Origin of the sequence: Arthrobacter sp. SO3 (assembly GCF_020532825.1) — a bacterium.
In the GTDB taxonomy this organism is placed as follows: domain Bacteria; phylum Actinomycetota; class Actinomycetes; order Actinomycetales; family Micrococcaceae; genus Arthrobacter.
On the sequence record NZ_MQTS01000040.1, the window covers coordinates 1 to 26807 of the forward strand.

Annotated in this window: 28 protein-coding genes; 16 read left to right on the top strand and 12 right to left on the bottom strand. The window is 61.4% G+C overall.

Annotated features, from left to right (window positions below; genetic code table 11):
* Window positions 1–59 precede the first annotated feature (59 nt).
* Genes BJQ90_RS04545 through BJQ90_RS04570 form a run of 6 tightly spaced genes read right to left on the bottom strand, consistent with a single transcriptional unit; the run spans window position 60 to window position 6002 of the window.
* A complete protein-coding gene (locus BJQ90_RS04545; RefSeq protein WP_226759118.1) occupies window positions 60–1658 on the bottom strand; it encodes an ATP/GTP-binding protein in 1599 nt (532 codons plus the stop codon).
* Window positions 1658–3169, bottom strand: a complete 1512-nt coding sequence (locus tag BJQ90_RS04550; protein ID WP_226759119.1) for an SCO6880 family protein — start codon at window positions 3167–3169, stop codon at window positions 1658–1660. The genes BJQ90_RS04545 and BJQ90_RS04550 overlap by 1 nt, the downstream gene beginning before the upstream one ends.
* A 1-nt stretch (window position 3170) precedes the next feature.
* Window positions 3171–4535 carry a hypothetical protein gene (locus BJQ90_RS04555; protein WP_226759120.1) on the bottom strand — a complete coding sequence of 455 codons (1365 nt, stop codon included), beginning with the start codon at window positions 4533–4535 and terminating at the stop codon, window positions 3171–3173.
* Entirely contained in the window at window positions 4535–5260 is a 726-nt protein-coding gene (locus tag BJQ90_RS04560; protein ID WP_226759121.1) for a hypothetical protein, read from the bottom strand. Before BJQ90_RS04560 ends, BJQ90_RS04555 begins: the two co-directional genes overlap by 1 nt.
* 11 nt (window positions 5261–5271) lie before the next feature.
* The gene (locus tag BJQ90_RS04565) at window positions 5272–5559 is read right to left on the bottom strand and encodes a hypothetical protein (RefSeq protein ID WP_024366463.1); all 288 of its coding nucleotides are present in this window, start codon (window positions 5557–5559) and stop codon (window positions 5272–5274) included.
* 14 nt (window positions 5560–5573) lie between these two features.
* Entirely contained in the window at window positions 5574–6002 is a 429-nt protein-coding gene (locus tag BJQ90_RS04570; protein WP_226759122.1) for a DUF6668 family protein, read from the bottom strand.
* A gap of 308 nt (window positions 6003–6310) precedes the next feature.
* Between BJQ90_RS04570 and BJQ90_RS04575 the strand changes: the two genes are divergently transcribed.
* The 14 genes from BJQ90_RS04575 (at window position 6311) to BJQ90_RS04640 (ending at window position 17463) form a co-directional block, all read left to right on the top strand.
* Window positions 6311–6580: a helix-turn-helix domain-containing protein gene (locus BJQ90_RS04575; protein WP_024366461.1), complete on the top strand. Its 270-nt coding sequence runs from the start codon at window positions 6311–6313 to the stop codon at window positions 6578–6580.
* Between the two features lie 24 nt (window positions 6581–6604).
* Window positions 6605–7672, top strand: a complete 1068-nt coding sequence (locus BJQ90_RS04580) for a CHAP domain-containing protein (protein ID WP_226759123.1) — start codon at window positions 6605–6607, stop codon at window positions 7670–7672.
* Window positions 7673–7683: 11 nt separating this feature from the next.
* The gene (locus BJQ90_RS04585; protein WP_226759124.1) at window positions 7684–8199 is read left to right on the top strand and encodes a hypothetical protein; all 516 of its coding nucleotides are present in this window, start codon (window positions 7684–7686) and stop codon (window positions 8197–8199) included.
* 10 nt (window positions 8200–8209) lie between these two features.
* The gene (locus BJQ90_RS04590) at window positions 8210–9664 is read left to right on the top strand and encodes a MinD/ParA family protein (RefSeq protein ID WP_226759125.1); all 1455 of its coding nucleotides are present in this window, start codon (window positions 8210–8212) and stop codon (window positions 9662–9664) included.
* Window positions 9665–9719: 55 nt separating this feature from the next.
* Window positions 9720–9941 carry a hypothetical protein gene (locus BJQ90_RS04595; RefSeq protein ID WP_226759126.1) on the top strand — a complete coding sequence of 74 codons (222 nt, stop codon included), beginning with the start codon at window positions 9720–9722 and terminating at the stop codon, window positions 9939–9941.
* An 857-nt stretch (window positions 9942–10798) separates the two neighbouring features.
* On the top strand, window positions 10799–11239 hold the full coding sequence (locus tag BJQ90_RS04600) for a hypothetical protein (protein ID WP_226759127.1): 441 nt from the start codon (window positions 10799–10801) through the stop codon (window positions 11237–11239).
* Between the two features lie 774 nt (window positions 11240–12013).
* Window positions 12014–12280: a glutaredoxin family protein gene (locus BJQ90_RS04605; protein WP_226759128.1), complete on the top strand. Its 267-nt coding sequence runs from the start codon at window positions 12014–12016 to the stop codon at window positions 12278–12280.
* Between the two features lie 30 nt (window positions 12281–12310).
* Window positions 12311–12715: a hypothetical protein gene (locus tag BJQ90_RS04610; RefSeq protein ID WP_226759129.1), complete on the top strand. Its 405-nt coding sequence runs from the start codon at window positions 12311–12313 to the stop codon at window positions 12713–12715.
* A gap of 55 nt (window positions 12716–12770) precedes the next feature.
* Window positions 12771–13730 (top strand): DUF3560 domain-containing protein, encoded by a 960-nt coding sequence (locus BJQ90_RS04615; protein ID WP_226759130.1) that lies wholly within the window; start codon window positions 12771–12773, stop codon window positions 13728–13730.
* A gap of 143 nt (window positions 13731–13873) precedes the next feature.
* Entirely contained in the window at window positions 13874–14689 is an 816-nt protein-coding gene (locus tag BJQ90_RS04620) for a ParA family protein (protein ID WP_226759131.1), read from the top strand.
* Between the two features lie 4 nt (window positions 14690–14693).
* On the top strand, window positions 14694–15116 hold the full coding sequence (locus BJQ90_RS04625) for a ParB family protein (protein WP_226759132.1): 423 nt from the start codon (window positions 14694–14696) through the stop codon (window positions 15114–15116).
* Window positions 15117–15237: 121 nt separating this feature from the next.
* A complete protein-coding gene (locus BJQ90_RS04630; protein ID WP_226759133.1) occupies window positions 15238–15840 on the top strand; it encodes a DNA-binding protein in 603 nt (200 codons plus the stop codon).
* Between the two features lie 97 nt (window positions 15841–15937).
* Entirely contained in the window at window positions 15938–16426 is a 489-nt protein-coding gene (locus BJQ90_RS04635; protein WP_226759134.1) for a hypothetical protein, read from the top strand.
* 14 nt (window positions 16427–16440) lie between these two features.
* Entirely contained in the window at window positions 16441–17463 is a 1023-nt protein-coding gene (locus tag BJQ90_RS04640) for a zeta toxin family protein (RefSeq protein WP_226759135.1), read from the top strand.
* A gap of 170 nt (window positions 17464–17633) precedes the next feature.
* Here the strand turns inward: BJQ90_RS04640 and BJQ90_RS04645 are convergent, their stop codons facing one another.
* The 4 genes from BJQ90_RS04645 to BJQ90_RS04660 form a co-directional block, all read right to left on the bottom strand.
* Complete coding sequence (locus BJQ90_RS04645; protein ID WP_226759136.1) at window positions 17634–19058, bottom strand: hypothetical protein; 1425 nt, start codon at window positions 19056–19058, stop codon at window positions 17634–17636.
* The gene (locus tag BJQ90_RS04650; RefSeq protein WP_226759137.1) at window positions 19055–19627 is read right to left on the bottom strand and encodes a hypothetical protein; all 573 of its coding nucleotides are present in this window, start codon (window positions 19625–19627) and stop codon (window positions 19055–19057) included. Before BJQ90_RS04650 ends, BJQ90_RS04645 begins: the two co-directional genes overlap by 4 nt.
* Window positions 19628–19971: 344 nt before the next feature.
* The gene (locus BJQ90_RS04655; RefSeq protein ID WP_226759138.1) at window positions 19972–20928 is read right to left on the bottom strand and encodes a hypothetical protein; all 957 of its coding nucleotides are present in this window, start codon (window positions 20926–20928) and stop codon (window positions 19972–19974) included.
* Between the two features lie 559 nt (window positions 20929–21487).
* On the bottom strand, window positions 21488–22099 hold the full coding sequence (locus tag BJQ90_RS04660) for a recombinase family protein (protein ID WP_226759139.1): 612 nt from the start codon (window positions 22097–22099) through the stop codon (window positions 21488–21490).
* A 431-nt stretch (window positions 22100–22530) separates the two neighbouring features.
* On the opposite strand from BJQ90_RS04660, the gene BJQ90_RS04665 reads away from it, so the two are divergent.
* A complete protein-coding gene (locus BJQ90_RS04665; protein ID WP_226759140.1) occupies window positions 22531–23529 on the top strand; it encodes a hypothetical protein in 999 nt (332 codons plus the stop codon).
* Between the two features lie 106 nt (window positions 23530–23635).
* On the opposite strand, the gene BJQ90_RS04670 is transcribed toward BJQ90_RS04665, so the two are convergent.
* Together BJQ90_RS04670 and BJQ90_RS04675 are read right to left on the bottom strand one after the other, a co-directional pair.
* Window positions 23636–25000: a hypothetical protein gene (locus tag BJQ90_RS04670; RefSeq protein ID WP_226759141.1), complete on the bottom strand. Its 1365-nt coding sequence runs from the start codon at window positions 24998–25000 to the stop codon at window positions 23636–23638.
* A 220-nt stretch (window positions 25001–25220) separates the two neighbouring features.
* Entirely contained in the window at window positions 25221–25544 is a 324-nt protein-coding gene (locus BJQ90_RS04675) for a hypothetical protein (RefSeq protein ID WP_226759142.1), read from the bottom strand.
* A gap of 338 nt (window positions 25545–25882) precedes the next feature.
* Here BJQ90_RS04675 and BJQ90_RS04680 point away from each other — a divergent pair, with 338 nt between their 5' ends.
* Window positions 25883–26467: a recombinase family protein gene (locus BJQ90_RS04680; protein ID WP_226759143.1), complete on the top strand. Its 585-nt coding sequence runs from the start codon at window positions 25883–25885 to the stop codon at window positions 26465–26467.
* Window positions 26468–26807 lie beyond the last annotated feature (340 nt).

Consider the following 26807-nt stretch of genomic DNA (forward strand, 5'->3'; position numbering starts at 1 on the left):
GCATCCACACCGGCTGCAACCCCCGGGCATGCTCAAGTTCACGCCGAAAGCGTCAAAATTCACGCGAACTTCTCACTGTTATCGTGCCAGCGCTTATTTGTATCGTGCAGTGATTTTTCAACACTGGTTAGCTTCAACGCCACGGGAATCCCGGGGCGGCCGCCGACCTTGAAAAGGAACTTTCCCAGCCCGGGCCGTACCTGCTTGCGGGAGCCGCCAACGTCCGTCCACGATCCGGGGTCAGCCCAGGAAATGAGGCGGGCCTGTTCGGCGCGGGAGAGCGTGACAGCCTTGTTCAGCTTCTCCATCTCACCGCTGGGGAGCGCCCCGCAGACCACCATGCCCGAGCGCTCCACAAATCCGCGGGCCTTCATCCGTTCGGATTCGGTAGGCAGCGCCTCCAAGTCGCTCATGGTGTGAGTGATCATGGCCTGCCCCACACCCTCGGTACGGTTCAGGCGGGTCAGGGAGTCCACCCGGTCCACCATGCCTTCACCGGAGCGCAGCGCCCGCCACAGCTCATCCATCACCACAAAGTAGTTACGGCGCGGTTCCAGCCCGGCGTCTGCCAGGGCATGGGCAACCTGCACCGTGGCAAAGCCGGTAGACCAGCAGGCAAGCAGCGAAGCTGCCTGAATGTCCCGCTGGGTATCGGAGATCCCCGAGAGGTCGAAGACCACCGGCTTGGACAGGTTCATCGGCTGGTCCGTCGGCTGAGAGAACATGTCTCCGAACCGGCCCGAGCCGTTGAGGGAGTAGAGCGAGGTGCGCAGCTGGTCCGTGGCGTCCAGGTAGCGGGACATATCGCCACGGTCCAGGGCAATGTCGCGCAGCTCGTCGGGAGCGTCCTTAATGACCTCGATCAGATCCCCGATCAATGGCACCCGGTCCAGCCGTTCGTCCAGGATGTGCAGCGCCCGGTCGATCATGGATTCCTCGTGAGCACTAGGCTTCTGGTTCCGCACAATCGTAATCAGCGCTGTCACCATGTTCAGCCGCCGGTTGTGGGCGTCAGCCATGAGTTCTTCGGCCAGCTTCTCCGCTTTCGTCGCGTTGCCCAGCAGACGCTTCTTCTCGTTCTCATCCGTGGCCCTATTGGCCTTGGCCCGGTTCTCTTCAGCGGCGGTGAGCAGCCGGACCGCCGCGCCCGTTGCTTCCCCGGGATCAAGGACGTTCAGGTGGCCACGGCCAGGCCCCAGGCTAATGACCTGGCCGCCCATTGCCTTGATCAGGTCAACGTAGTCCGGCTTCAAGTCCCCCAGGATCAGGGGGTTAATGCTTCGGCCGGCGAGGCCCAGAACGATGTGCCTCACCAGCGTGGACTTGCCGTAGTGCGGCAGGCCCAGGACGAACATGGACGGGTTGTTGATCATCCCGTGCATGAACCAGCTGATCGGGTCTCCGCCGAACGGTGCGCCCGTGTCCGTGTGGACACCAATGGGCACACCGAGAATCGGTGTACCGCTGCCGCCAACAAAGGGCCACAGCCCGCAGACCTGCACGGAGGTGCCGCGCCACTCGTCGGCGGCCGTTACGTAGGCCGCTTCACCCTGGCCACGGCCGCGCCAGCCACGCAAGCCCGGGCGGCGAACGACGGCGGCAGATAGCGTTCGCGGGCCGGCGGTGGTCCTCTTGTGCTTGGTCTTGCTACCGAACATCACATGGCCTCGCGGATCTCTTCGGGAACCTTCAAATGCTTAGGCAGGACAAGACCGAGCGGCAGCGACGCCGCAAAAGCCGAATCCTGGGAGCCGTAGGCGCGGCGCATGAGCAGCCTGGCCGACGGGCCGAGGTTGCCTTCGACCGTGGCCACTGCATCGTCCAAGCCGTGAGCCGACAGCACCGTGGCCGTGACCACCATGCCGAAGTTGACCAGTCCGGCCCCTTTGGCCTCTTCCGCTGCGGTGGCCTGCGCTGCGCGGGCATCCACGAGTGAACGGGCCGTGGGCCGGTTCGTCGATGATGCCCTGGTCAATGCGTTTGTCTGGTCCGACTCGACAATGGCGGCCGCCCGTCCCGACTCAATGGGTCGGTACAGCAGCGTGACGCGCTTACGGTCGATTTCCGCATGCGGGGCAACCAGACGGGCCAGCACGGAGGACAGGATGTGGCCGCGCGGTGCGCCGGTCATGGTCCAGGACACCGAGTGCCCGGAGTCATGCCGGTACCCGGCCCAGTCCGCCTGATGGGCGGAAGGGCCAACCTCGCCCCACGTCAGGTCAACGGGCGTGCCCTGGTAGTGCGCTTCATCAATGAGGCGGGCGGCCGCCGGATCATAGGCAACCCGTACCACCTCGCAGAGCTCCTGAGCATTCAACGGAGCGCAGGCACCGGCACCCGTGGATTCGAGGCGTTCCGTCAACCCGGGAAGGCGGGAGGCCAGATCCCGTGCGATTTCTTCGGCCGTGCGGCGCTTACCACCCGACCGAGCCGCGGCACTGAATGTCAGCGCTACCCAAGCCCGGATCGTGGCCGATCCCTGCGGGTACGTTTCCAAGGCCTCGCGCAGCATGGCCTTGGCAATCGCCGGGGCATCGTCGTGAATGTTCGACTCGACTTCCCGGCGCAGGCGGGCGCCGGAATCCGGTGCCGTTTCGACCGTGACGGACGCAGCTACCACAGCGGGCTCATTGGACAGGCTGGCCAGCCAGCCGCCCCAGTTGGCCACCCAGGCATCCACCTGTTCGGGATCGACTAGCGACGCGCCGTCAGGCTGCGTGCCGAATACAACCGTGTAGTGGGCTGTTGACGGAAGGTGGATCAAGGCGAACGGGCGGCCGTAGGAGTCGTGGAACTCGTACAGCTTTGAGCCGGCCGCGATACCCGGCAGCTGGAACTCTCCCCAAGGCGTCAGCCCGAGCGGGCCGGAACGGTAGATGTTGGTCTTCTTACGGCGGGCCGAGTGGAACGCCAGACGGCCGAAGGCACGTTCGCCCAATGACTTGTTGTGCTTGTCGTTCACAGAGACGACAGCCAGGGCCAGGCCCAGCACAATCAAGGCAATCAGACCGGCCAGCCAGCCGCCGATGAAGAAGCAGATAACGGTAACGATCAGCCCCAGGAACAAGCCGGCCGTGGCCAAGCCTCCCAGTGTGCCGATGCCGGCCCTGCGCGGCCGCCGCCAGTTGCCGTATGTCGGTTCACGGTACGTATTTTCGATAGCCGCCATGTCAGGCACCCCCTGTTGATTCTTCACTCATGGTCTTGGCCGCCCCTGCGGCCGCCTTTCCTACCTCAACACCCGCAGCCACAGCAACACCTGCCGGCCCGGCCGCTGCGGCCGCACCACCTGCAGCTGCACCACCGCCACCAGCTGCGGCACCGCCGCCACCAGCTGCGGCACCGCCGCCACCAGCTGCGGCAGCTCCACCGCCTGCCGATCCGGCAGAAGACGCCTCAGCACCCGAGGCAGCAGGCGCACCGCCACTGGTCCCGGAACCGCCAGACTTGCCGGCCGTCCCAGAGGACCCGGCGTCGCCCTGGCTACCAGTGCCAGACGGCCCTTGCGATCCAGACGAATTGCTAGAACCAGCGTTGGAAACGCTGCCGGCAGAACCGCCACCACCTCGGCCAGCACTACCCATGTTGATTGCCCCCGAAGCCAGCCCGCCTACGGCTCCGGCAGCCATTCCGCCGCCCCCAGACGCTACGGCTCCAACCATCGGTGTAACGAACCGCATCAGGGCCGGCATGGCAAACAGGGCAACAACCATCAATGCCAACCCTGTGACCGTGGCCAATAAGGCAGAGCCGAACGTTGCACCGTCTCCCCCGCCTCCAAAGATGTCTGTTCCAACCAGCCTGAAAGCTGTTGCGTAGACGATTGCCGCCGCCGGCTTATAGAGAATGAAAGCAATCAGCCACGCCGTGCACTTCTGGAACCAGCTCTTGCCTGCCTCCGTATTCGTGAAGGCAGCCGCTGTAGGGAAGATGCCCGTCAGAATGACTAGCAGGCCGCCCCGAACAACCATGAGAACGATCTGGATCACAGAGGCAAAGATCGCGATTAGGCCGAGCAAAATAATCATGATCGAGCCAAGCGGGCTCGTAGACGAAAGTGCCAACATCGTCCCGATCTTGTCGTTGAACGACGTTCCTTGGGTGGAGTTGGTGATGATCCACGCGGAGAATTGATCGGCCGCAACGGTCAGCAGTCCTACGGCTGCAACACCCGCGCCGGATACGACAACGAGAGTCGCCAGGGACCGGCCCAGATCACGCATTGGTGCGCCCCTGCGCTCAATGATCATCTTGGCCGACCCCACCAGCACAGACAGAACCGCCAGAGCAGCCGTCCAGAACCACAAGCTGTTCTGCAAGAACTGAACGGGATCGCTCGCAGTGCTTCCTCCAGGCGAGGCAGTGAGATTCGGAGTGCCGACGTTGACCCAGAACGTACCCAGAGTCTTGACAGTCTGTCCCACCGCATCAGCAATGGCTTTGGCCATGTTCTTGATGGCATCCCCGGCAGCGTCCTGGACGACTTGGCCGACCTGGCAGCCCGGATTAAAGAAGTCCCAGCCAGTGCAAGCCATTACACACCGGCCCACGGGACATAGCCGCTGATATCTGGAATCTGGCCCGCGCCGGTACTACCGGTTGCTGGGACAATGATCTTCCAATCGCCGGCATGCCACTGGAGGGGAACAGGGATGGAAACAAACGCCCCGTTGTCTCCCTTAAAGGCCAAGTCGATTACTGCCTTATCAGAGCTATAAGAACGAATCGCAAATCCGGCCAGTTGAGCCGTAGAAGTGGACAATGCAGGCTCTTGCTGCTTGAGAAGGGCATCTCTTTCCGCACTGGGAACGGCCAGATTTTCCAACACGAGCCGTGTTTTGCCGACTGCTGAAAGAGTCGTGACATTCGCAGCTGCGTACAGCGCTCCCGTGGGCGAATGTGCAAAGCAGGTGCGAAGTCCGGTGGGCGCCGTCTTGCCCGGGCCGTAGCGTTCGGGCGAAGTCGGAGCCGCAACCTTCCCTACAAGTTCCCACTTCGTGTCTGTCGGGGCCGTCGCCGGCTTGGACTGGTCCCCGTCGGGAAGCCCACAAACACTCGCCGCAGGTCCAGCACTGGACTGTGCGCTGGTGGACGGGCTGTTGCTGGAAGATGCAGCTGGCGCGGCTGTCCCTCCGCCCTTCGGAAGTACCGCCAGGATGATGCCCAATGCAACAATTATCGCCACGACAACGGCCGAGATGATGAACTTAGGCTTCGTCAGTGGATTCTGGTCTTCGTTCGTTTCTGCCGGTTCAGTCATGGCTCTACTCCTTAGACCAGTGCGCCTACAACGCCGGATGCGACGCTGGCGAGAATGCAGCCGCCGAGCACCCAGGCCAGTCGGCCCGCGTGCTCGCCACCTTCACCGCGACGGTTGTTCACCATCATGGTTCCGGCACAAGTGAGGATGCCGACGACGGCGAGGGCAAAGACAATCCAGGCGATCCACTTCAAGATCGTCAGAAGGCCGGCTGAGCCGGGAGGTGCCTCACCCGTTCCTGGGTTGGGAACCTCCGTGATCACGTAGCTGGACCAGTACATGGCCTTGGAGAGCAACATGGTTTTCCTGCTTTCTATTTGGCCGGGAATCCGGCTGTGGTTGTTGTGGCAGCGATACGCACCTGTTCAAGCACGATGCGCATATCTTTGGGGAGCAGTTCTTTGGGGACCTCGTGGCCCAAGCGCCACTCCTCGACCCAGGGGACGTTCCACAGATGTGGCACTCCCCCGCCGACGACCCGGGCGAATTCGCGGATCTCTTTGGGAAGCCTGCCCGGAGCGTCGGCCATGACGACAAGGCCGGCTACACGGATGCCCGGCAATGAGCCGGAGGCCCATTCAGTCGCGGCCCGTTGGGCGGCCCTGAGGCCGTGCATATTGGATCGGGCTACGAGGACGACGGTTGAGCCGGCAGCGGTCTGCGGCCAGTGATGTTCAGCCGCCCTGGTGTGCTTGCCCAGACGGGCCAGCGAGGATTCGCCCGCCCCGCCATGGACGCCCAACCACCAGTACTCCGGTGTGCCGTCAGAGACGTTTCGGCGTGGAAGCCGGTCAACGTGGTCCGGCTGCGGAACACTGAGCTGGGGTCTTGTTGGTCCCGTGGGTAGGAGCGCTGAGGGCTCATCTATTTCTCCGGGTGCTGGATCGTCAACGGATTCACTGCTGACACTTACCCAGCGGTTCTTTGAGACTGGCATTTAACATCCCCCTGTTATGTCCGCAATGATCGTATCTGTAAGCACCGTCAGCAGGAGGCCCCCATGTACTCAATCATACTAGATCGTACTGATTTATGCTGTATTATCTATCCATGGAGTGGAGTAATGCCCTAATGGATAGGAAGTACTTGGATGCGTTATTCGCTGCTTACCCCGAACGCATCAACGTCCAGCAACTAGCAGAAGCGCTCAACCAGTCGAAGCAGACGACGTACAAGTGGCTTCAGCACGGGGTCATTCCTGCCTATCAAATCGAGAAGACATGGCTCATCTCGCGCGACGAGGTCAGGGACTGGGTGTGGGAGAACCGCAATACGCTCCGCGAAGGGAAGACCCCGGAGCCGAACGCGGATCAGGTCTAACGCCAATGAATGTGAGGGGGACACATGCAATCTCATAAGGGCGGACCATTACTGATCATCGCGGCAATCGCCATGCCGGTCGTCCTGGTTCTATCCATCATTCTGTTCGGCGGCGGCTCCAAAGCCGCCGCCGATGTCTGCACACCCGGCGGCGGCAGCGTCACCGTAGACGAAAGCAAGCTCCCCAAGGTCCCAGTGGCCGGCTACCAGGGCGAACAGCTGAAAAACGCTGCCCTGGTCATCAACGCCGGCAAGACTCTCAAACTCTCCGCCCGTGGCCAGACCATCGGCGTCATGACCGCCATGGGCGAATCCAGCCTGAGAGTCCTCGACAACGGGGACGGCCCCGGCCCGGACTCCCGAGGCCTGTTCCAGCAGCGCGCCAACGGCGCATGGGGCAGCTACGCGGACCGCATGAACCCCACTATTTCAGCCGCGAACTTCTTCAAGGCCCTGCAAAAGGTCGACGGCTGGGAACAACTCGACCCCACCACGGCAGCCCACCGAGTCCAGCGGAACGCGGACCCCTACCACTACCAGAGCTACTGGCCGGCAGCCGTAGAAGTCGTGGCCGCCCTTGCCGGCGTTCCGGCCACTGATGCAGGCGGGGAAAGCTCCTGCGGCATCCCCGGCGAGTCCGGCAAGGGTGACGACCTTCCGTGGCCCAACGCCCCTATCTACCAGCCCAGCCCACTGGGCATGTACAACCGCGAATGCGTTGACTTCGCCCTGTGGCGCGTCAACCAACAACTGGGCAGCACCAGCGCACCGTACAAGGTACTTAACGGCACCTTCCGGCCCGATAGTGCCGTGCTCGGCTCGGCCCTGACGTGGAAAGACGGCTGGGATGCCAAGGGTTGGCCCACCGGCAACACACCCCGCGTCGGCGCAGTCGTCTGGTACGCCCCCGGAGCCGGCGGCGCAGACGCCACGTTTGGCCACGTGGCCGTCGTCAAGGCAGTCAACGGCGACGGAAGCTATCTGGAAGAGGGCTACAACGGCAACCCCGCCCCCAACGATCACAACTATTACACCCGCACGGTCCAGAACGGCGTTCCTAGCGCTTTCCTGTATCTGCCCGGCAGCAAGTAAACGGAGGAACCATGAAACGACCACTGACAGTCTTGGCAGCCGTGCTGCTGTGCACAGCTTGCGCGCCAGCATCCAACACCACGCCCGCGGAACAGTCCCCGACAGGCACAGCGACGGCCCCGGCCTCACTCAGTGCCGGCGGCAAGTCCCAGGCCCCTGGCGGAACAGCCCCGGCAACCTTGGGTATCGCCTGGGACGAGACGAGCAAGAAAGCGGCACTGGACACCGCTACCCGGGCCATGACCCTCTACGCGCGCCCCACAGTCACAGACAAGGTGTGGATTCAGGAGCTCGGACAGATTCTGACTTCCCAAGCCGTGGCTGATTACCAGTACGTTGACCCGGCCAACATTCCGGTGAAGAAGATCACCGGCCCCGGCCAGTTGAAGGTCGATGAGAACAACGGTTTCGGCTGCCATGTCGTGTTCGCGACCGACGTCGGCAACTATGACGTGCAGCTGCTGCGCAGCGCGGCCGACAAGCCATGGCAGGTCAACCGATTCACACCCCCAAACGGCACCAAGTAAAGGAATGACGATGGAAACCCAAACACTGGACTTCCCCAAGATCGCCGCCGTTCTGCGGGCCAACGGAACCGGCGAAGTCACCATCAATGGCACGTCGCACCCCATTCAGGCAGCTGACGAAGCGGCCGTGCTGCGCGAAGCGCTGCGCCTCATCACCGACACAGCTGCCCAGTTGGGCAGGCCCGTGAAAGTCACCACCACAGATCCCGACGGCCAAGGGCAGATCGTTGTCTCCCCCGAGGGCACCGTGAGCGAACACGCCCCGGTTAAGACCACGCCACGGCGGCAGAAAGACCCCGTGGTGGCCCCTCCGATCACTTCCGTACCGGAAGCCACCCCCGCTCCCGTTGAGCCTGCGCCGGCCTCTGTGGCCGTCCCTGTGGAAGCAGTGCCGGCCCCGGCAGTCGTGCCCGCTCCTGAACCGGCCGCGCCGGTCACGTTCGCCTCAGCCGTGGACCGGACCCAGGAACCCGCCCACGCAGCAGCGCCGGCGGCGCCGGATGTAGTCACCAGGCGCAGCCTCAAGGAAACCTCCTTCCTTGTCAGCGCCCCCGTGCTGGAACCGGCCTCAAGCGGCTGGCGTGGCGCGCTCACCCGGCTTGGATTCCGCATGGAACCCTCCCCCGAAGAACTGGCAGAGCGTGAAGACATTCGCACCGTAAGCCAGCACTGGCCCGGCCCCCGCACGGTGGCCGTCGTCAACCGCAAGGGCGGAGCGAACAAGACACCCACCGTCGTTATGCTCTCGGCAGTCCTGGCCCGCTACAGCGGGGCCGCCACCGTCGCTTGGGACAACAACGAGTCCCAAGGCACGCTGGGCTGGCGCACCGAAAAGGGCGGCCACGACAACAGCGTTCTTGACCTCATCGACTCATCCCAGACGCTGCTCTCCCCCAGCACCAACGCCGCCGAAATCGCCCAGTTCGTCCACCACCAGACATCGGACAAGTTCGACGTCCTGCGCTCGGACGAAAACGAAGAGGGCGACCACGAAGTGACCGCCGAGGAAGTGGATATTGCCCACCAGGTACTGACCCGCTATTACCGGCTCATCGTCATGGACTCCGGCAACACGGCGAGGGCCGCGAACTGGCGGCAAATGATCCACCACACCAACCAGCTGGTGGTGCCCGTGACGGCCATTGAAGACCGGGCCGAAGCGGCACGACTGACGTTGCAGACGCTGGAATCCCGTGGTGGCCACGACGCCGAACTGGCCCGCAACGCCGTCGTGATCGTCTCCGAATCCACCGACGCCAAGCGCACCATGAGCGGCGACGCCCTCAAACGCGCCAAAGCAGAAGCCCAGCGGATCGCTGACGGATTCGCACCCCACGTCCGGGCCGTCGTCCGCATCCCCTACGACCCGGCCCTAGTGAACGGACCCATCCGGTATGACGCGCTCCAACCGGCCACGCAGCGGGCATGGCTCGCAGCTGCGGCCGCCGTCGCCAAAGGATTCTGACGACACGCAGGTAGAAATCACTTTGATCTTACGAAAGTTAAGCAAGGATCGATCTATGGCACCGATGAAGAAGCGAATGGGCAGGCCCAGTCTCGGCCCGCGTGACGTCTTCACCGTCAAGCTCACCCTGAGCGACGGCGAACGGCTCCGCGAACTAGCGGACCTGCAAAACCTGTCGTATCAGGATCTCCTTGAAATGATCGTGAGCCGGTCCCTAGCCGACGTCGATCTGGAAAAGCTCAAAGACCAGGGGGCCTTATTCAGTAAGGCCAGTTAAACGAGGAAGGCCCGCCTAGGGCGGGCCTTCGTATCAAGTTATTCAAGCTCTTCACCCTCTTGCTTGGCGGCCGAGGTGAAGGGCTCCCATCCGCACACCCTCAAGTGTTAGGAATTATCGCTATTCTACATGCCCATGTTCTGGACGGTAGCCCCCCCGTCTCCGCGCCGCGCCTGCGCCGCGTCAACCGCGCACGTGAGACCGAATCGGCCGTGGTCCTGGCCGCCGTGCCTAAGGGCAGCGTGCGGGCCGCCCACGGCCGCCAGACCATGGCAGCGCTGCGGCACCATGAGTCTTTTGCCGTCCGCAACCGCAATGGCCAGGCCACCATCGTGGCCGTACTCCGTGCCTTGGTCGAGCGCACGGACTACGACACCATGACTACCCGCCCCGGCTGGGAAGCGCTCATAACGGCCACGGGGACGTCCAGGACGACCGTGGCGCGTGTCCTACGGCTTCTAGTCGCCTGGGGCATCATCGGCCGCGTTGCAGCCGGGCGGCAGGCCAAGTACGCCGCCGCCGGCCCCGATGGGGAGCGCATCAACGAAGCAGCCGTGTACGTGCTGTGCACGCCCTCGCCGCTGGCGCTTGTGGGCAAAGTTGGCACCCCTCCCGCCCTAGGCGGTTCTCACCTTAATAAGAAAGAGTTAACCCATACACGCGCACGAGAAAAACGCTTCAATCACGACATGGCTTCGCCACGACTCATTGTCGAAGGCGCCACAAACGGCGCACCTACCGCCCGGGTGCCATGGCGGCCAGAAATCCAGTGGCCAGCGCACCGAACGCCAAGACGCCGGATACAGCGTGTGGCCGCCGCTGCCGAGATTCGCAACCGGAGTTTTCCGCTGCGTTGCATGACGTCCAAGGACGTGGCCAGCTCGTGCCGAGACTTCTTCCTAGCCGGCTGGACTGTCGCTGACGTCCTGCACGCCCTGGACTGGATGCCTGACGGCACCCAGTGGCCGCACAGCGGTGCCCCCGATACCCGGGAGCCCTGGCGGATGCGCGGCTGGCTACGTCACCGTCTCGGAGCCTGGTGCACGGATGCCGGCGAGCCGCTGCGCTCCCGTGACCAGCAGGCAGCCGACCGCCACGCAGAGCAACGCCGGCAACAGGACGCCGAGCGCCGTCGGGTGCTGGAACGCCAGGCAGAACGCGCCGCCCGGCTCAGCCAGGGCGACACTCCCGCTAAGGTCACCGCTCTGGCGCAGATCCGGGCCATCTTCGACACCGGCCGCCGAAGCCACGGATCACCACTAGCTGCCTCTCGCCCACCTGTGCACAGCAAAAGCTAAATCCTCCGGGCTTTTCCTGCACACACATGGACGACAGGGACCACCTGACCAGCTGCACACAACCGCCAGGTCACCACGCGCAGGAACCTCACCGAAGACAACCGGCGGATGTGCACAGCTTCCTGAGAGGGGCTTATACCTCCGGCACTCCTGCTGCTCGCGCGGTCACGTTCCACTCGTCAATCCGAGAGCTGAGCATATCGCTCAGCTCTCGGGCAGTGGATGAGTGGAGGTAGTGCCGGACACCGTGGATCGTAACCTCGATGCATTCCCCCAGCTCGTCGCCGGTCAGCGCGACCCCCACATGGCCGTCCGGCCAATTGCGAGGTTCTGACGGCTCATGCGTCACTGTGACCTGCGTACGTTCGCTGTTTAGCCAGCTTGCGTTGCCCATCGTGCTCCCTCTTGAGATTCGGTCTAGCAAGTATCACTGACGGCGGAACAGTTCCCCATGGTCCACCACTCAACGTGGCCGGCTCCCCCGCCGCCTGGGCCGGGTTTTTTCAGCTTTGGACGACACGGGGAGGCAGGCCGCAGATACCCTGACCACGCACAGGAACCACCGGGCGGGATGAGTTTTCAGGCGCTGGGGGATTTGCGCTGAGGTTCTATCCGTTCTGACTCCGCACCTACCGAGCGCCGCGCACACCAGAAACGACACCACCAAGACCAGGTGCGGAGAAGAAAAGGCCCGGGAAATCAAGGAAAATCATTGACGTCTAATACTTCTAATAGTACTATTAGAAGTGAAAGGGAAACCAGAGGGAGATTGCCATGAACACGGAAACAGCAGTTGTCACGGTCTACACCAAACCGAGTTGCCCGCAGTGCCGCATGACGTACCTGGCGTTGGACAAGAAGGGCATCCGCTACGAGTCCGTGGACGTCACCACCTCCCCCGCAGCGCTGGAATACATCACGGAAGAACTCGGATACTCACAAGCCCCCGTTGTGGTGGTGGACGACGAAACCCATTGGTCAGGGTTCCGGCCCGACAAGATCGACCAGGTAGCCGCAGCACTCGCCGCCGCAGGCCACTAACAGTTCTATTAGAAGCGAAAGAGGCAAACCGTGAGTGACGCAATGCAGCAACTCACCCAAGCGGAAACCAACCGGCTGATCCGTGCAGACCTCAAAGCCACCCACACCGGAACCACCTTCACAGTCCGCGCTGCCAACGGTGCCGGCATCACGCACACCGTGATCGGCTGGGAAATCGGCTACCGGCCGACATCAGCAGACTTTGACGGCTACTACTCTCCCAATACGTGCGCCCTTGTCCCCGGCCCGACGGAATCCGACATCGACACCCTCGCAGCCCGCTACAGCTCCTGGGAATGGACCGGCGACGACGGCGTGAGGGACCACGCCGCCGACCGCCTGGTGGCCACCGCCCCCGGCCAGCTCCCCGCCGTCATCCACTACGGCGCCGGCAACGTCACCGCACGACCCCATTACAGAAACCTTGACCTCTAACACTTCTAATAGTACTATTAGAAGTGTTAGAGGTGCTTTCGAAAGGAAAAACGAAATGACGATCATCACCCACTCCCGCGAGACGGGAACACTCATCCGGGGCACCGCCAAGGGCGACGGCTCCAACACCATCCTTAAGGCCGGCGGCTGGCGATGGTCCCGCAACCTGGGCACCTGGTACGTGCCCAACACCCGCGACCGCGCCGCACGCGGCCACATCATCAACGGCACCGCCGAGCAGCTGCGCGCAGCCGGCTTCACCGTAGAAGTGGACATTGACGACACCGCCCGGCCGACGGCCGATGTCGAGCAGGACAAGGCCAGGCGTGCAGGGGAGAGGGCCGAAGCGCTGGCCGACAAGGCAGAGCGCAGGGCGGCAGCAGCCGACCAGGCGCAAGAAAGCGCACGCGCAGCAGACGCACGGCTGCCCGAAGGCGGGGAGCCTATCAAGATCGGCCACCACTCAGAGAGCCGGCACCGCAACGCAATCGCCAGGGCGGACCGAGCCACGCGCAGAGCAATGGATGCCGGCACCGAAGCCACGCAGGCAGCCGAGCGGGCCGAAACGGCAGCCCTGGCCACCGAACGCAGATACAACCCCGTTACTGTCGCCAACCGGATTGAGGCACTACAGGCTGACCAGCGCCGGGCAGAGCGCCGGCTCAACGGCCACAGTCGGACACTGTTCACGGTAGGGGAGCAGCGCTACACCGAGGACCACGACCCCGCCCAGGGGGAAGAGGCCCAACGCCTGCGGGCACGCATCCAGGAACTGACGGATCAGATCAACCACTGGGAAGGCGTACGGGCCGAGCAGATCGCCGCCGGCCACGCCAACAGCTACGGCCACGAGAACATCAACAAAGGGGACCAGGTGAAGTTTCGGGGCGGCTGGTACGAAGTCCGGCGCGTCAACCGCAAGTCGGTAACCATCCCATCCATGATCGGCGGCAGCTGGACGGACACCGTCCCCTATCACGAGCTGTCCGGACACCAGCCGGCGGCAGTGTTTTAAAAATTAACCTCTTACGCTTCTAATAGTACTATTAGAAGCGTAAGAGGTTCCCGGTAGAGTTTGCGTAACAATGGCGGAATGGCGCGGAATTGCTCGACACTTCCACTCCTAACGCTACTAATAGAAGTATTGGAGGTATTTATATGAGCGCGCAAATCATTGCCGTATGTAACCAGAAGGGCGGCGTCGGTAAAACCACCGTCACCGCAGGCCTGGCCGAAGTTCTTGCCCACCGGATGGGAAAGCGGGTGCTGCTTATTGACGTTGACCCGCAGTTCAACGCCACAAGCACTCTGGGAGTCAGCGACGCCGAGTTCACCCTGAACGACGTTTTGGCCGGGGGAGAGGGCAACGAGGTTATCCCCGGCGTCATGGCCGACGCGGCCGTCCACGCCAGCTCTGACTGGCAGGCCAACGCCGACAAAGGCCAAGAATGGCCGGCGGTTCACCTGGTAGCCTCCGAGCGCGCCCTCGCGGGCCGCGAGCAGGACCAGATGATGGGAAGGGAACACCGGCTACGGATTGCCCTGGACGGAGCCACGGAGGCCTACGACGTCGTTCTGCTGGATTGCCCGCCGTCGCTGGGGCAGCTGACCATCAACGCCCTGGTGGCCGCTGACAGCGCCCTCCTGGTCACGGAACCGCGCGCCTCATCCGTCGAGGGACTGTCGGAGATCGTCAAGACCCTTGGCAGCGTCCGCAGCCTGTTCAACCCGGGCCTGTCTCTGGCCGGCATCATCGTCAACCGCGTGAGCAAGCGCAAGAGCGACCAAGCCGAATGGATTGAGAAGCTGGAAGCTGACTACGGCCCCCAGCTGCTGCCGCCGTACCTGCCCGAACGTGAGGCGTTCGCCAAGGCGAATTCGGCTGCCGTGCCGTTGCGCAACTACGGCCCGAACGGGCGCGAGCTGCTGGACCGGCTGGAAGAAATCGCACGCACCATCACGAAGGAAGACTAGGACCATGGCAGAGAACCGACGCCGGGGGAGCGCCCCGGACAAGGAAGCCCTGGCAGCCCTGGGAACCGCCGGCACGTCACGGCTGCGCAAGGCGGCCGCAAGCGACGTCGTGACCGAGCTGGCAGGACAGCAAACCGCTGCGCCGGCTGCCCCCGCGCCCGCCACCCCCTCGCCGGCCAAGACGGCCCGGCCAGCGAAGGCCACGCCGAAGAAGACCAGCTTCTACCAAATGGAAGAGGACGCCGACCGGATGCGCGCCGCGTACCTGAACACGCAGATGCACACCCGCTACCGCTCCCTGAGCGAGTTCATCAACGCCGCCATTGACGAGAAAGTCAGTGCCCTGGAGAAGGATTACAACGGCGGCCAGGAATGGCCGCCCCTTGCCGCCCGCGAGATCCCCCAGGGAAAGCCCCTCGGCAGCTGACGCCCCCCCGCTGGCGTTGTGAAGACCAAGCCCCCATTTAAGGATGGCGGTGTGCCATCGGTGGTAACATGGGAAACGGGAAACATCGTAACTATTGTTTCCGACAACGAAGGAGAAGCAGATGACCGAACAGCAGATGACCGAACAGCAGACGCCGGAACAGCGCGCCACGGAGGCCGCCGAGGTTCTGGCTGCCGAAGGCGCCCCGGTCACTGCCCGCGCCGTGCGGGAGCGGTCCGGCGTGCGCATGACTGTGGCCGCCGAGGCGGCGCGTGCGTGGAATGAGCGGGAGGCGCAGGCCGAAGCGGTGCCCGGGCCGCCGGCCGCCGTTGAGGCGCGTTTCGCTGCACTGTGGCGCGAGGCCGTGGCAGTGGCCCGCAGCGAATTCGCGGAGGCCCGTACAGGCTGGCAAGCCAAGGTTGAGCAGGTAGAGGCCGAACGGGAGGCCCTGGCGGAAGAGGTTGAGCAGGTAGAGGCCGAGCGCGATCAGGCCAGGGCGGAGGCGGCTGCCATCAGGGATCAGGCTGCCGCAGAACGCAATCAGGCAGCCGCGGACGCCGCTTCGGTCTCAGAGGCTTTGGCCGAGCAGCGTTCCCGCGCCGACAAGTCGGAGGCTCGTGCTGAGGCCGTCGAGGGGGAGCGTGACCGTCTTATCTCGGAACGTGACCGGCTCCTGGTCGAGCGAGATGAGTTGCGGGATGCGATCCGCAAGCAGAAGGACTGACCCCGGGGGGAGGGCACCCCGAAATTCACCCCGATAAGTCGCTCGGCAATTAACCGGTTCGGGGGCTGATAAGCTTACTAATATAGGAGGTTTGGATATGACGATTACCAGCCCCGACCACGCAATTGACATGGCTCGCCGTGCGTTGGCCCGTGAGGACCTGGGCCGTCTGGACTATTTCAGGGCCTTGCGGGAAGCGGTGCAGCAGGGATTGCCGCAGCGCGACATAGCCAGTGCTCTGCACATCACCCAGTCCGCCATCAGCCAGGCGCTGACGAAGGCTGAATCCAGGGGCGTGAAGGCGATCCCGGAAGGTTTCAGCGGAGCCAGCCCCTACGAAATCGCGGAGCGTTACGCTGCCGGCGACATTGACCGTAACGAGATGATTCGCCAGCTGTCCGCGTGGCCCTATGTGAAAGCCCCGGACCACACGGAGCAGCTGGCCATGGAGTGGAAGGCGATCCTTCCCCCGAACCCTCCCGGAACATTCGAAGAGGTGGGGGAGGCTTTCGATAAGGGTCTGATCGATGGCGAGGCATACGACATCATCCTGGACGCGTCGGAGGACGCTCCTGACGGGCCGTGACTACGCTGTAGAGCGTGACTACTGACGATCAGGCCGCAGCGCACCGTGCCCATCTGGAACGCCTGTGCGCTGACGGCGGACCGCTGACGGCCCACTCCCGGTACGCGACGACCCAGAATCCGGAATGGTTTAACGTCAAGCGGCAGCAGCCGCGCCAGGTGCGACGCGGCCTGCATAACGAGATCCTTGCGGCCTTCGTCGCATCGCATCCGGAAGTGCTTCGGAACCGCAAAGCAATCGTCCTTGCCGGTCCCCCGGGGGCGGGGAAGTCCACCGCGCGAAATGCGCTTATCGCCGAGACACGGACGCGGCCGGAGCACTGGCTGTCAGTCAACCCCGATGACTTCAAAGACGAGCTGCTGGTGAAAGCCCTTGCCGACGGCAGTTATGACAGCTACATGGTTCCGGATGAGGTGCGCGAGCTGGAAGCAACGGGGGAAAAGTTCTACCCGCGCGAGTTGGCGGCTCTGGTCCACAATGAATCCTCAATCCTGGCCAAGAAAGCGATCAGGGACGCCATTGACCGGGGGGACAACATCGTCATTGACGGCACGCTGTCAGGTGAGAAGAACGCCCGTGCGCAGCTGGACGCTTTGCAGGTCGCCGGCTACGACGTGAAGGTGGCCGACGTCGAGACCATCCGGGCGGTCAGCGAGGCCCGCACCCTGGGGCGTTGGGAACGCGGCTACCTCGAGGCTGAGAACGCCACGGCCACAGGCCTTGACGCCGAGCTGGGAGGCCGTTGGGTTCCGCAGTCTTTCCCGGCCTCGCTCTTCACCACTGCCGATGCCAAGGAGTCCATCTGCGCGGCCAACGCCGCCGCCGTGGCAGCAGACTACGGATGCGTCAGCGAATACGTCGTGTACCGCGTGGCCGGCAAGGATGCCAGCCCCAAGCTGGAAACTACGAAGGGCCGCGCCAAGCCTGACGGGCCGCTGGTGGATGGGGAGACACTGGCGGCCGTGAGGGCCGCCTCAACGGTGCGTGCCGCATCACCTACAGCTCGCAGATCGTCCAGCAATGACTTCGGCAGATGAACCTACGTATAGTAGTCCCTTTTCGGATCGCATTGAAGCCGAGATCGGCGCGAGGAAAGATTGGCTCACCGGCGCACCTGAGGAACGCGCAATGCTGGGAGCCGCCCGGCCAACTGCCGCAGGCGGAGGTGGGCCATTCCTGCTTCGCGGGAGCAGTCAGGATCCAGTGTTTAGTAGCGAACTTGGCCGACGGACGATGTCCCGCCTGAATCCGAGCCCAGCACCTTTGTGAGATCCTCACCGCGCTGCTCGCGACCGTAACCAATTACATTGAGTCCAACTCGAGTAAGCGAGGCTAGTTCGGCTGGCTTATTTGTGGAGGCCAGAGAGCCTGCGAAATCCACCTCGACAGAAGTGAACTCGTTCTCCTCACCACCGGGGACGGATAAGTTCAGTTCAACTTTTTCGACAAAGTAGTCGTCCTCGACTGAGTCGGCTACTTTCGCAACGTCCTTGTTAATGTCGTCGCTTTGCTTGGCTTCAACTCTTAGCGAACGCTCAATTCCTGACAGACTGACTGACTGGAGTTTGTACTCGCTGAGGTGAGATTTAACCGTCTCCCAGCGCGGGGACGATGAACCGGGACGGCTCTTCAACTTGTTGCCGCTGTAACTCACCCTGACCATAAGTTCCCGTATCCCGAGCCCAAGCGTCCCGCCACTGAAACTCCATGTGGGATTTGCCGGGTAGGTCCCGTCCTCCGTTACGTTCAGACCCAGGTAGCACCTTCTGGCGGACCAGCGGTGCGCGTTGGCGCGAACCAGCGGCGTGACGTCGATGCCCTCTATATCAGAGGCTATTTGTTCGAGCTGCTCAAAGGTCATCATTGCGCCCAAGCGCTCCCAGAAGGTGGAATTTTTATTCGAGGTCTCTTGGCGAAGTATCCAAGGCAGCACGTTTCTGAGTTCTTCGGTAGACATGTGGCCTTCAAGGGCCAGGGAGTCTACGGCGCTGTCGTCTTCCGCATCTGCGAGAGCCCATTGCACAAGGGCAGCAGTTCGTTCCATCCGGAACACTGCATCGTCAAAGAACCTATCGCGAATTAGATCACTTACCCCCGTGCCTCCGACATGAGGAAGGCCGTGCACCAGCGCTTCGGCCACAGGCTCATCCACAAGGCCGCGTGCTCCGCGGAGGAAGTTCGACTTGACCACAGAAGCCAAGGGATTGGAGTTGTCTGCCGGAGCTGATATCTCCATCAATGCCGAAGGATCAGTAAGGAGGGTGTGCTTTGCGTTCTTAGTGGCTGCGACCAAATCTTGCTGAGTTATCTCAAAGCCTGGTTCGGCGTAGGTCTGCTGCTCATCCAGGGAAACGAAGATCGGGTCGCCAGTACGGATCTGTTCCGGCTCATTGGCGGCCATAATGGCCGCGTACGATGACCGAATATAGACGTCGCGGCGGTTCTTGCCGCCGTCCCAGGTCATGACAAAATCCGGTATGGCGCTGTGGTTGAAGTACAAAGTGTCTTCAATCTTTGCCCCATTTTGTAAGCCAGTGAGGTGATCTTCAACCAAGCGTTTAACTCGGGTTGAGTACTCGTCGCGGACGTGGCTACTGCGAACTTCTCGTAGCGCCTGTACTAAATCGTTCACAGCGTGCGCACCTTTCTTGCCAAGATTGGACGGATCTTTTCGAGCTCGAGTCGCGTTAGGCTCAGGTCCTCTTGTTTCGGGTTGAATACCAAAACGGTTACTCGCGTGGCGACCTGGGCGACAAGGTCATCATCGACGCTGTGGCCATTGACATACTCGGGATGCTTTGTCAGTGCCATCTTCATATGACTGACAGTCTCGAACTTTGACCAGTTATCGAGGTTGAAAGGATGAAAAGTTACCCAGAAGTAACGAGCCTCGCGAGAAGTGCCATACTCCTCGACCTCCTTCGCAGTGTGGGCGTATGCGATCGCGAGGAATTTTACGAACTCGTTGTACTGGCCGCCGGCGGACGTGTAGTTCTTAGATTCGATGATTACCGGGTTCTTGTCGCCTGCGAGCATATAGCCAACAAGATCGAACTGCTTCTTCCCCCCGAAGGTGTCGACCATGCAATCAATCTTGTTATTATACGCGTCGAACGGTAATTCGATGTACGTTGTGGCCTCTAACCATCGCTTGAGCGTTGCCGCACCTCGCCGACCAATCTCTTGGATTTCCTCTGCCATAGCATCACATTAGCGTGCGGAAACGTGTAGAGAGGTAGGAAAGCACCCGCCGCGGCGGCTCGTGCTGTCAGTCCCCTGCCAATTATCTGCGGACGGTGGCCCGGCTTAGACCGAGCATCCTGGCAATGTCGCTAGCGGGCCAGCGCCACGTGCGCCCGTTGGCGCGGCGCGTAGGTTTTTACGGCCAGCATCCGGGATAGGTGTATCTTTTGCCCGCCAGATCGTTGGGGTCAACCGAGCCGTCCTGCAGCCAGGGTTGTCCCACATGTGGATCCTTTATCGGGCACTTTGACAGCTTGGCGGGTGGCGTCAACGAAGCTGTGCGGGTCCTTAATCATTGAGTCTCAGTAGTCCATGTTTACAGCACGGTCATCAAGGTACGCGTTGTAGTCGACGTATTTTGAAAATCGTTCAGGGCTTTCCATGGCGTCGACGAGTTCAGCCCGGAAAGCAGGATCGAATCGGACCTGCAGGCCAGAGGTGATCCACTCCATGGCGTAACGCATACGAGTGTCACTGAGCCATGCGTCGAACTCATCGAACAGCTCGAAAACGGGGTTGATGTCTTCATCTGTCGCGTGCATGAAGAAGATGCCGACGCGCTCAGTTGCGGAGCTCAGCCCCACGGGGATGGCCCCAATCCCTTCATAGTGAAGGTAGACCGAAGAGCCGTGACCCTTCTCAAACCCCCCGTGAGAATAGGTGTTGCGCCAGCGCTCGACTACCTCAACCAGCCTGTCGTAGTAGCGTTTGTCATCCTTTCGCGTTAGATCAAAAATTTGCCCGTACTTATCTCCCCACCGGAAACCTATGAACTTTTCGAGAGAGTGCTTGGAAGGGTCGAAGCCTTGGAAAGGCAACGCCAGAACCATGTGGTGTTCGAGAAGACTGAGGTAGGCGTTAACCGAGGCAACCAAGTCATGGAACGAATTCAGCTGCATCAGCAGCTTCCCTGATTGAAAGGTCGTTCCACGTGCAATCCCATCCCCCGCACCGAAATGCTTCACCTCGTCTTCGATGACGGACGGATTTGATGCACGCTCACGAAAATACTCATAGGTCCGACGCAGACTCGTGTGCTGGTTGATTACAGTAGCCTCGCCGTTACGGAAGAGCCCGGAGGCAGTCGGGGCCAGGACTAAGCTCTCAACAGCCCGCATGCTGGAGCTGAGCTTCTTGACGATTTTGTTTGCCACTTGATTAGCCTGCGTTTCGTCGTTGTCGACGAGTTCGACGTACAACCGTAAGCCAAACTTCTCTAACGCAAGTTCGCATTGGCGGCCCTGAAACAGGAAGTTCACCCACCACGCCACCTTCTCACCAGGCCCGGCCGAAGGCAGACCGACTAGTTTTAGTGCGTACCGCGCCAACCCGGGAAGTGCTATCTCGTCGCGGGAAACTGGCCGCCGGTATCGCCGGTATCGTCTGGTCGTGTCCTTATCATTTTTAGGGTCTAGAAACTCGCGCAACGACGTCGCACTTAGCCGCTTCGCGGCATCCTCTGATCCGGCTAGTCGCGCTGATGTCATACAGGCAGTTTATTGGTGCCCTATGTCGCGAAAGGCATGAAAGGCATCCGTCGCCGTCATTCGATACGGGACGGAAGCAACCCAGAGATTAGTGCCCGCAAGCCGGTCCCCCGGCGGCGCAAGCAGCACCCAAATTTTGCGGATTAAAAATTGTCAGTTTCAGAAGTCGTCTGCACTGGATCCCGCGGAAGTACGGGGCGAGTGCAGAGGACTCCTGACACGGAGGCGTTCGAAGTCGTCTGCACCAACCGTCGTCTTGTCTGAAGTCGTGTGCACCAACCGTCATTCTGTCCGAAGTCGCCTGCACGAAACGCCGCCGACGTCCGGGATTTTAGGCGCTCGGCTGGGTCTCGGCGGTCAGCGTTTCCGGTGGACGGGGCGGGAGGTAGCGGTAGAGGCTGGAGCGTGTAATACCGGTGGCTTGGACGATCTTGGAGATGGACTGATTTTCCTGGTCGCGAAGGTGTGCGGCGTAGGCGAGTTTCGCTGGATCGACGACGCTGGGCCGGCCGATTCTTTTGCCCTTAGTAACAGCGACGGCGCGCGCGTGGGCTGCGCGTTCGATCGCGTAGGTTCGTTCCATTTGGCCGAAGAGCGCGAGCATCACCACTGCCAGCTGCGACATGGGATCCTCTGGATTGGCGGAATCAACCCGGATCGGGTCAGCCAGGTTCCGGACTCCGACGCCGCGGCCTGCTAGGTCGTGGATAAGGTTCAGGGTGTCCCGGACAGTGCGGCCCAACCGGTCTAGGGTGTGCACCACGATCACGTCGCCCTTGCGGGCCTGGTCGAGGGCTTCATGCAGTCCGGGCCGGTTTGTTGTGGATCCGGATTTCTTGTCCACGTAGATATGTTTGGCGGGGATCCCCTCGCCGCGCAGCGCTTCGATCTGCCGGTCGAGGTCCTGTTTCGCGGTCGAGACGCGGGCGTACCCAATATCCATGGGACCACTGTACCGATACTTATCCTGCACGCTCGGGGCGGGACACCGAAGTGAACATAGTTGTGGAACGAATTTTTGTGGCGTGTTGCAAATTTTTGAATGACCTCCCCAGGGCGTTCCACTTCCTAGGAACTGAGACGCCATACCTGCGTCGTAGGTCCGCATGGCGCGCTGAGTTCGCGGAGCAGACCGGGATGGAGACAGAGGCTACCGCCGAGTGTGAAGATGTCCGCATGACGGAGTCGCATGAAAGACCGCGGATGCCATGGCGGTTCAAACCGCGTTTTTGGTGGATCAGCGCCAGCACTCGGCTGAAATTGTGGCGTGTTCCCCGGCTAAATAGCACAGGCGGGGGGAGGAAGGGACGAGGAGCGTGGTCGAAAGCCACCCGTGCATGGTTCCGACGCGCCAGCCTCTTCTCGGCGGTAATCTTGTCCGTCGGACTTTCGCTCGCCATCGCCTTCGCGGCCTACCTCACCTTGAGGAGCCTCCTTCCTGCAGGCACGGATCCAATCCAGCCAAAAGATCTGACACAGTTCTCCTTGGTCATTGCGGCAGGCATCGGCGGAGTGGTGGCGTTGGTCGTCGCTTACCGACGGCAACAGGGCATTGAACTGGGTCGTTTCATTGAGCGGTTCGGCGCAGCTGCGGGCCAGTTGGGCCATCCAGACGTTGCTGTGCGCCTGGCAGGGGTGTATGCAATGGCCGGTGTTGCCGACGATACGCTGGGGCATGAGCGCCAGCAATGCATTGATGTCCTTTGCGGTTACCTGCGGCTGGCCTACTTCTCCGCGACTGGTGAGAATCATGAAAGCGAGCTCGTGCACAAGGTTCCTGCACGCGGCGGGGAAGTCCTAGAACACCGCTATCAGTACCGTCTGAACGATAAAGAAGTCCGGCAGACCGTCTTGCGCATCATCACCGCACATCTCCAGCTAGAAGCCCGAGAATCCTGGTCAGCCTGCGACTTCGATTTCACCGGCGTCTATTTTGAAGATGCCGACTTCTTTCACGCCATCTTCCGCGGCGGCACTACGTCATTCGCGCGGGCATCGTTAGCGGGCAAAGAGTCATCATTCGAGAACACGACCTTCGACTCTGGCTTTACTGATTTTTCCGATGCAACCTTTACCGCCCAGCGCACATCGTTCATGCTGGCAAATTTCCGCAACATAGTTGCCTTCGACAGGGCAACATTTGGCGGGAAGGAGACGCTCTTCAACCTGACGACCTTTAGCGGCACTAGCTTCTCGTTTCGGGCAGTCAACTTCGGCAAAGGAACGGTTTCATTTGTCCCACTGCACTGGACTCCGGCCCCAAAATTCGACTGGGACGAAGAACTTTCGGAAGCTGAGAGAAGACCGAAGCCCGACAATGTGGCTTTCCGCGATCGGGGGGATGGCGCTCGTTCCGTCAGGAGCGACAACTAGACGAACTGCGGAAAAGCGGTGCTGACACGACGCTTCTGCACAGACACGGATGAGACCAGGCCAAGCCCGCCAACATGAACAGCGGGCGGCGGCGTCCCAGGACCACTCATAAGTACTCGCGCCAAAAAAGTACTTGAGTCTCCAGCCGGTCACGGAGGGTGATGACTAGGACCTTTTCACCGCAGATAACGTACTGAGACCACAGGGCGTCCCGTCTCCATTTTCGCTCAGATGACGGGGGCTCGAACTCCTCATAGAGGCCGGCGTCGTTCTTCGCACAGTCCTCCTCGGGTACGTCATCTCCCCAGTCGCCTCGTTGGTGCCTTCTCAGTGCTTCATCGATTCCGCGGGCAAAGTCCGTGTCTGTACTGTAACGCGCGTAAACGCCCGGCAAAGCATGAATGCTCCCTAACTCGAACTTGTGCTCACCGGCAGTGCGGTTCACCCCGCGATAGTCCGCAGAAACCCTCATAAACATGAACCCACCCAGAACAAGCACCCCATTTTCGTTCAGGGCCTTACTTTCGGCGCTGGGGGGCACGTGATCAATCGTTGACAGTGCAGCGTGCATCCTGTCTCCGTATCTGTTCTCGACCATGTGCATGACCGAATGAACGTCGCCTATCTCTAATTTCGAGCCCCGGCCATGCATCTCAAGAACCTTCGGTAACACCTGGGGGAGAAGCACATTCAAGCAACGCTGACGCGTGGTGACAGAAGCCTGCGGCGTCTTCGCTCCCGGCGCTCTGCCCGCCACCCACTCATCAATTCCCAGAATCGTTTCGAGATTCGAGAGTGCCAGGCGAGAGCACGCTGCGGCCATGATGGCCGTCCATCCGCGCTCATTGTTGTGGGCTTCGAGTGCAACTGCTAGACCGCTGAGCAGATCGCAGATGACTTCCTCTTTGGTTGTGATCGGACCGGCCTCCAGGACCTCGACCGCTAAGGCGGCCTCTTCTGCCCAACTTTGGCACGAGATGACTTGTCGAGAGTAACGATTGTTGTCGAAGAGATACCACGCATAAGGGTCCAAATCTCTTGCGTAAAGAGCGGTCATCTCCGCGGACTCGATGTCAGTCGATAAATCAGCAGAAAAAATCGTGGGAGGATCGCTCATTTGCAGCGCGTTGCGCGCTGTTTCCAAGGCATATCGGGTGAACGTTTCGAACGCGGCGGGGTCGACTTCCTTCAAAAAGTGGGCCAATTCATGGCCGAGTGCAAACCGTTCCTGCATCTCCGTCAGGAGGAAAACCTCAAACTGGTCTTCCGCGTCAACCCTCATTTGATATGTGCGGTCAATGGGCGTCATTTCAAGTAGTACCCGTGCCTCAACAACTTGCGCCGCGGCTTCCTGCAGACGGCCCACCAGAAGGAAGCGGATACCTGTGATCCTTCGGAGCAGAGCTTCGATGACTGGAAGCGGCTGGTCATAGGGCATCGGGAAAGCCAGTGCCTCGAAAAGAGTTCCCAAGCCGGCGTCCCAGACCAGTACCGGTCGCTCACCCGGAGGTCTTAATAGAGCAGGAAGAGCACGGGGGCTATGCACTTCCGTAGTCTGTGGTTCTTCGACCTGGCTTTGGAGTATGAGAGACAGTGCCCCCCAAACATCCCTCAGCCGCGCGTCGCACCGCTGAAGCTGTTCCGCGGGGAGGTCGTCGAACGCATGGATGCCCCATCGCGCTTCGATGAAGTCACTCGTCGCCATCTTCAACTGTCACATTTTCGGACAGCATACTGATGATGCGCTCCGAGTCCTTGGCGGTCATACCTGTGATCTCAATTCCTCGACAGGCGACGCGGGTTGCCTTGAGGATGTCGGCCCTTGCACGTATCCAGGCCCGTAGCGTTGCCCATGCAGCCGCAGAGAGAACCATGGGAACTATCACCTCGATATAGGCCGCGCCATCGAAGTATCGCTGCTCGGAAAAGTCCTGCGAGGTGCCAAGTTGATCACTCAACTTTGACAGATCGTCGGATTCGCTAACGGGTACTCCGATGATGAAAATATCGCTCATGTCAAAAGCAAAGCACAGCGACGGGAACAATCGCGGTAAAGGCACTTGGGAATAGCGAGGCGGATTCGAACGATCGTCGCATCGGAGCCAGCCGCGACACCAGGTACCGGTACCGTGAGCATGAAGGTCTGAAAGCAAATACGCATGGTGAAGCGTTGGATCTCAGATGGCTCGTCGGGCCGCTCCGCGTCATCCGCGGTGCAGAGGACTTCGGACATCCTGTGCAGACGACTTCTGAAACTGACAAAAATCGGCGCGTTTCCGCAGCCCTTCGATTCCCGTAAGACCCGCCCGCAAAAATGCCCGGTGAAGGGGGGACAACCGGTACATTCAAAACCATGACCGGACTGCTGATCGGATACGCGCGTGTATCCACCAACGACCAAGACCTCACCGCCCAAAAGAATGCCTTGGTTGCCCTTGGGGTGGCGCCGGAGAAGACGTTCACAGATCAGGGCCTGACCGGCGCCAACCGGGCGCGTCCCGGACTCAGGGAAGCGTTGGCTGCCTGCCGGGACGGGGACACCCTGGTTGTGACCAAACTCGACCGCCTTGCCCGGTCGCTGCGCGATGCGAAGGACATTGTCGATGAACTCACCCGCCGCGAGGTCAAGCTGAGTATTGGCGGCTCCGTCCATGACCCGGCCGATCCCGTGGGCCGGCTCCTCTTCAATGTCCTGGCCATGGTCGCGGAATTCGAAGCCGACTTGATCCGGGCGCGTACCCGGGAAGGCATGGCCGTTGCCAAGGCGAAGGGCCGGCTGCGGGGGAAGCAACCCAAACTCTCCAAGAAGCAGGAAGCCCACCTGGTCTCGGTTCACCGAGCCGGGACACACACGACGGCGGAACTTGCCGAACTCTTTGCCGTCGCCCGTTCAACCGTTTACCGCTCCATCAAACGCGCGGGCGACGCCACCGGTTAGATCCGCAAAATTTCACCGTTCACGCCGGAAACCACACCAATCCACCCTTAGCGTGAATTTTCGTACCGATCCTCCTCAGACCCCAGGGCTCCAACGACGTTCCACCTGAAGACCGATGTGGTCGCCAACTGCTAAGGGCACCACTTAGCGCTGCGGAAAGAAGGCCATTTAGAGCTGCGATTCACACGGGACCCACGAAGGAAATAATCGAGGTGTGTCAAAAACGGCCGACCGTTTTTGACCCCATCGCGGTTTAACCGCCTCCTCGATGTCAACGCAACTAGATTTGGAAGCAACAGAGGTCTCCCGTGCCGGGCGCCTCGCTTCTATGGAGGTCGCA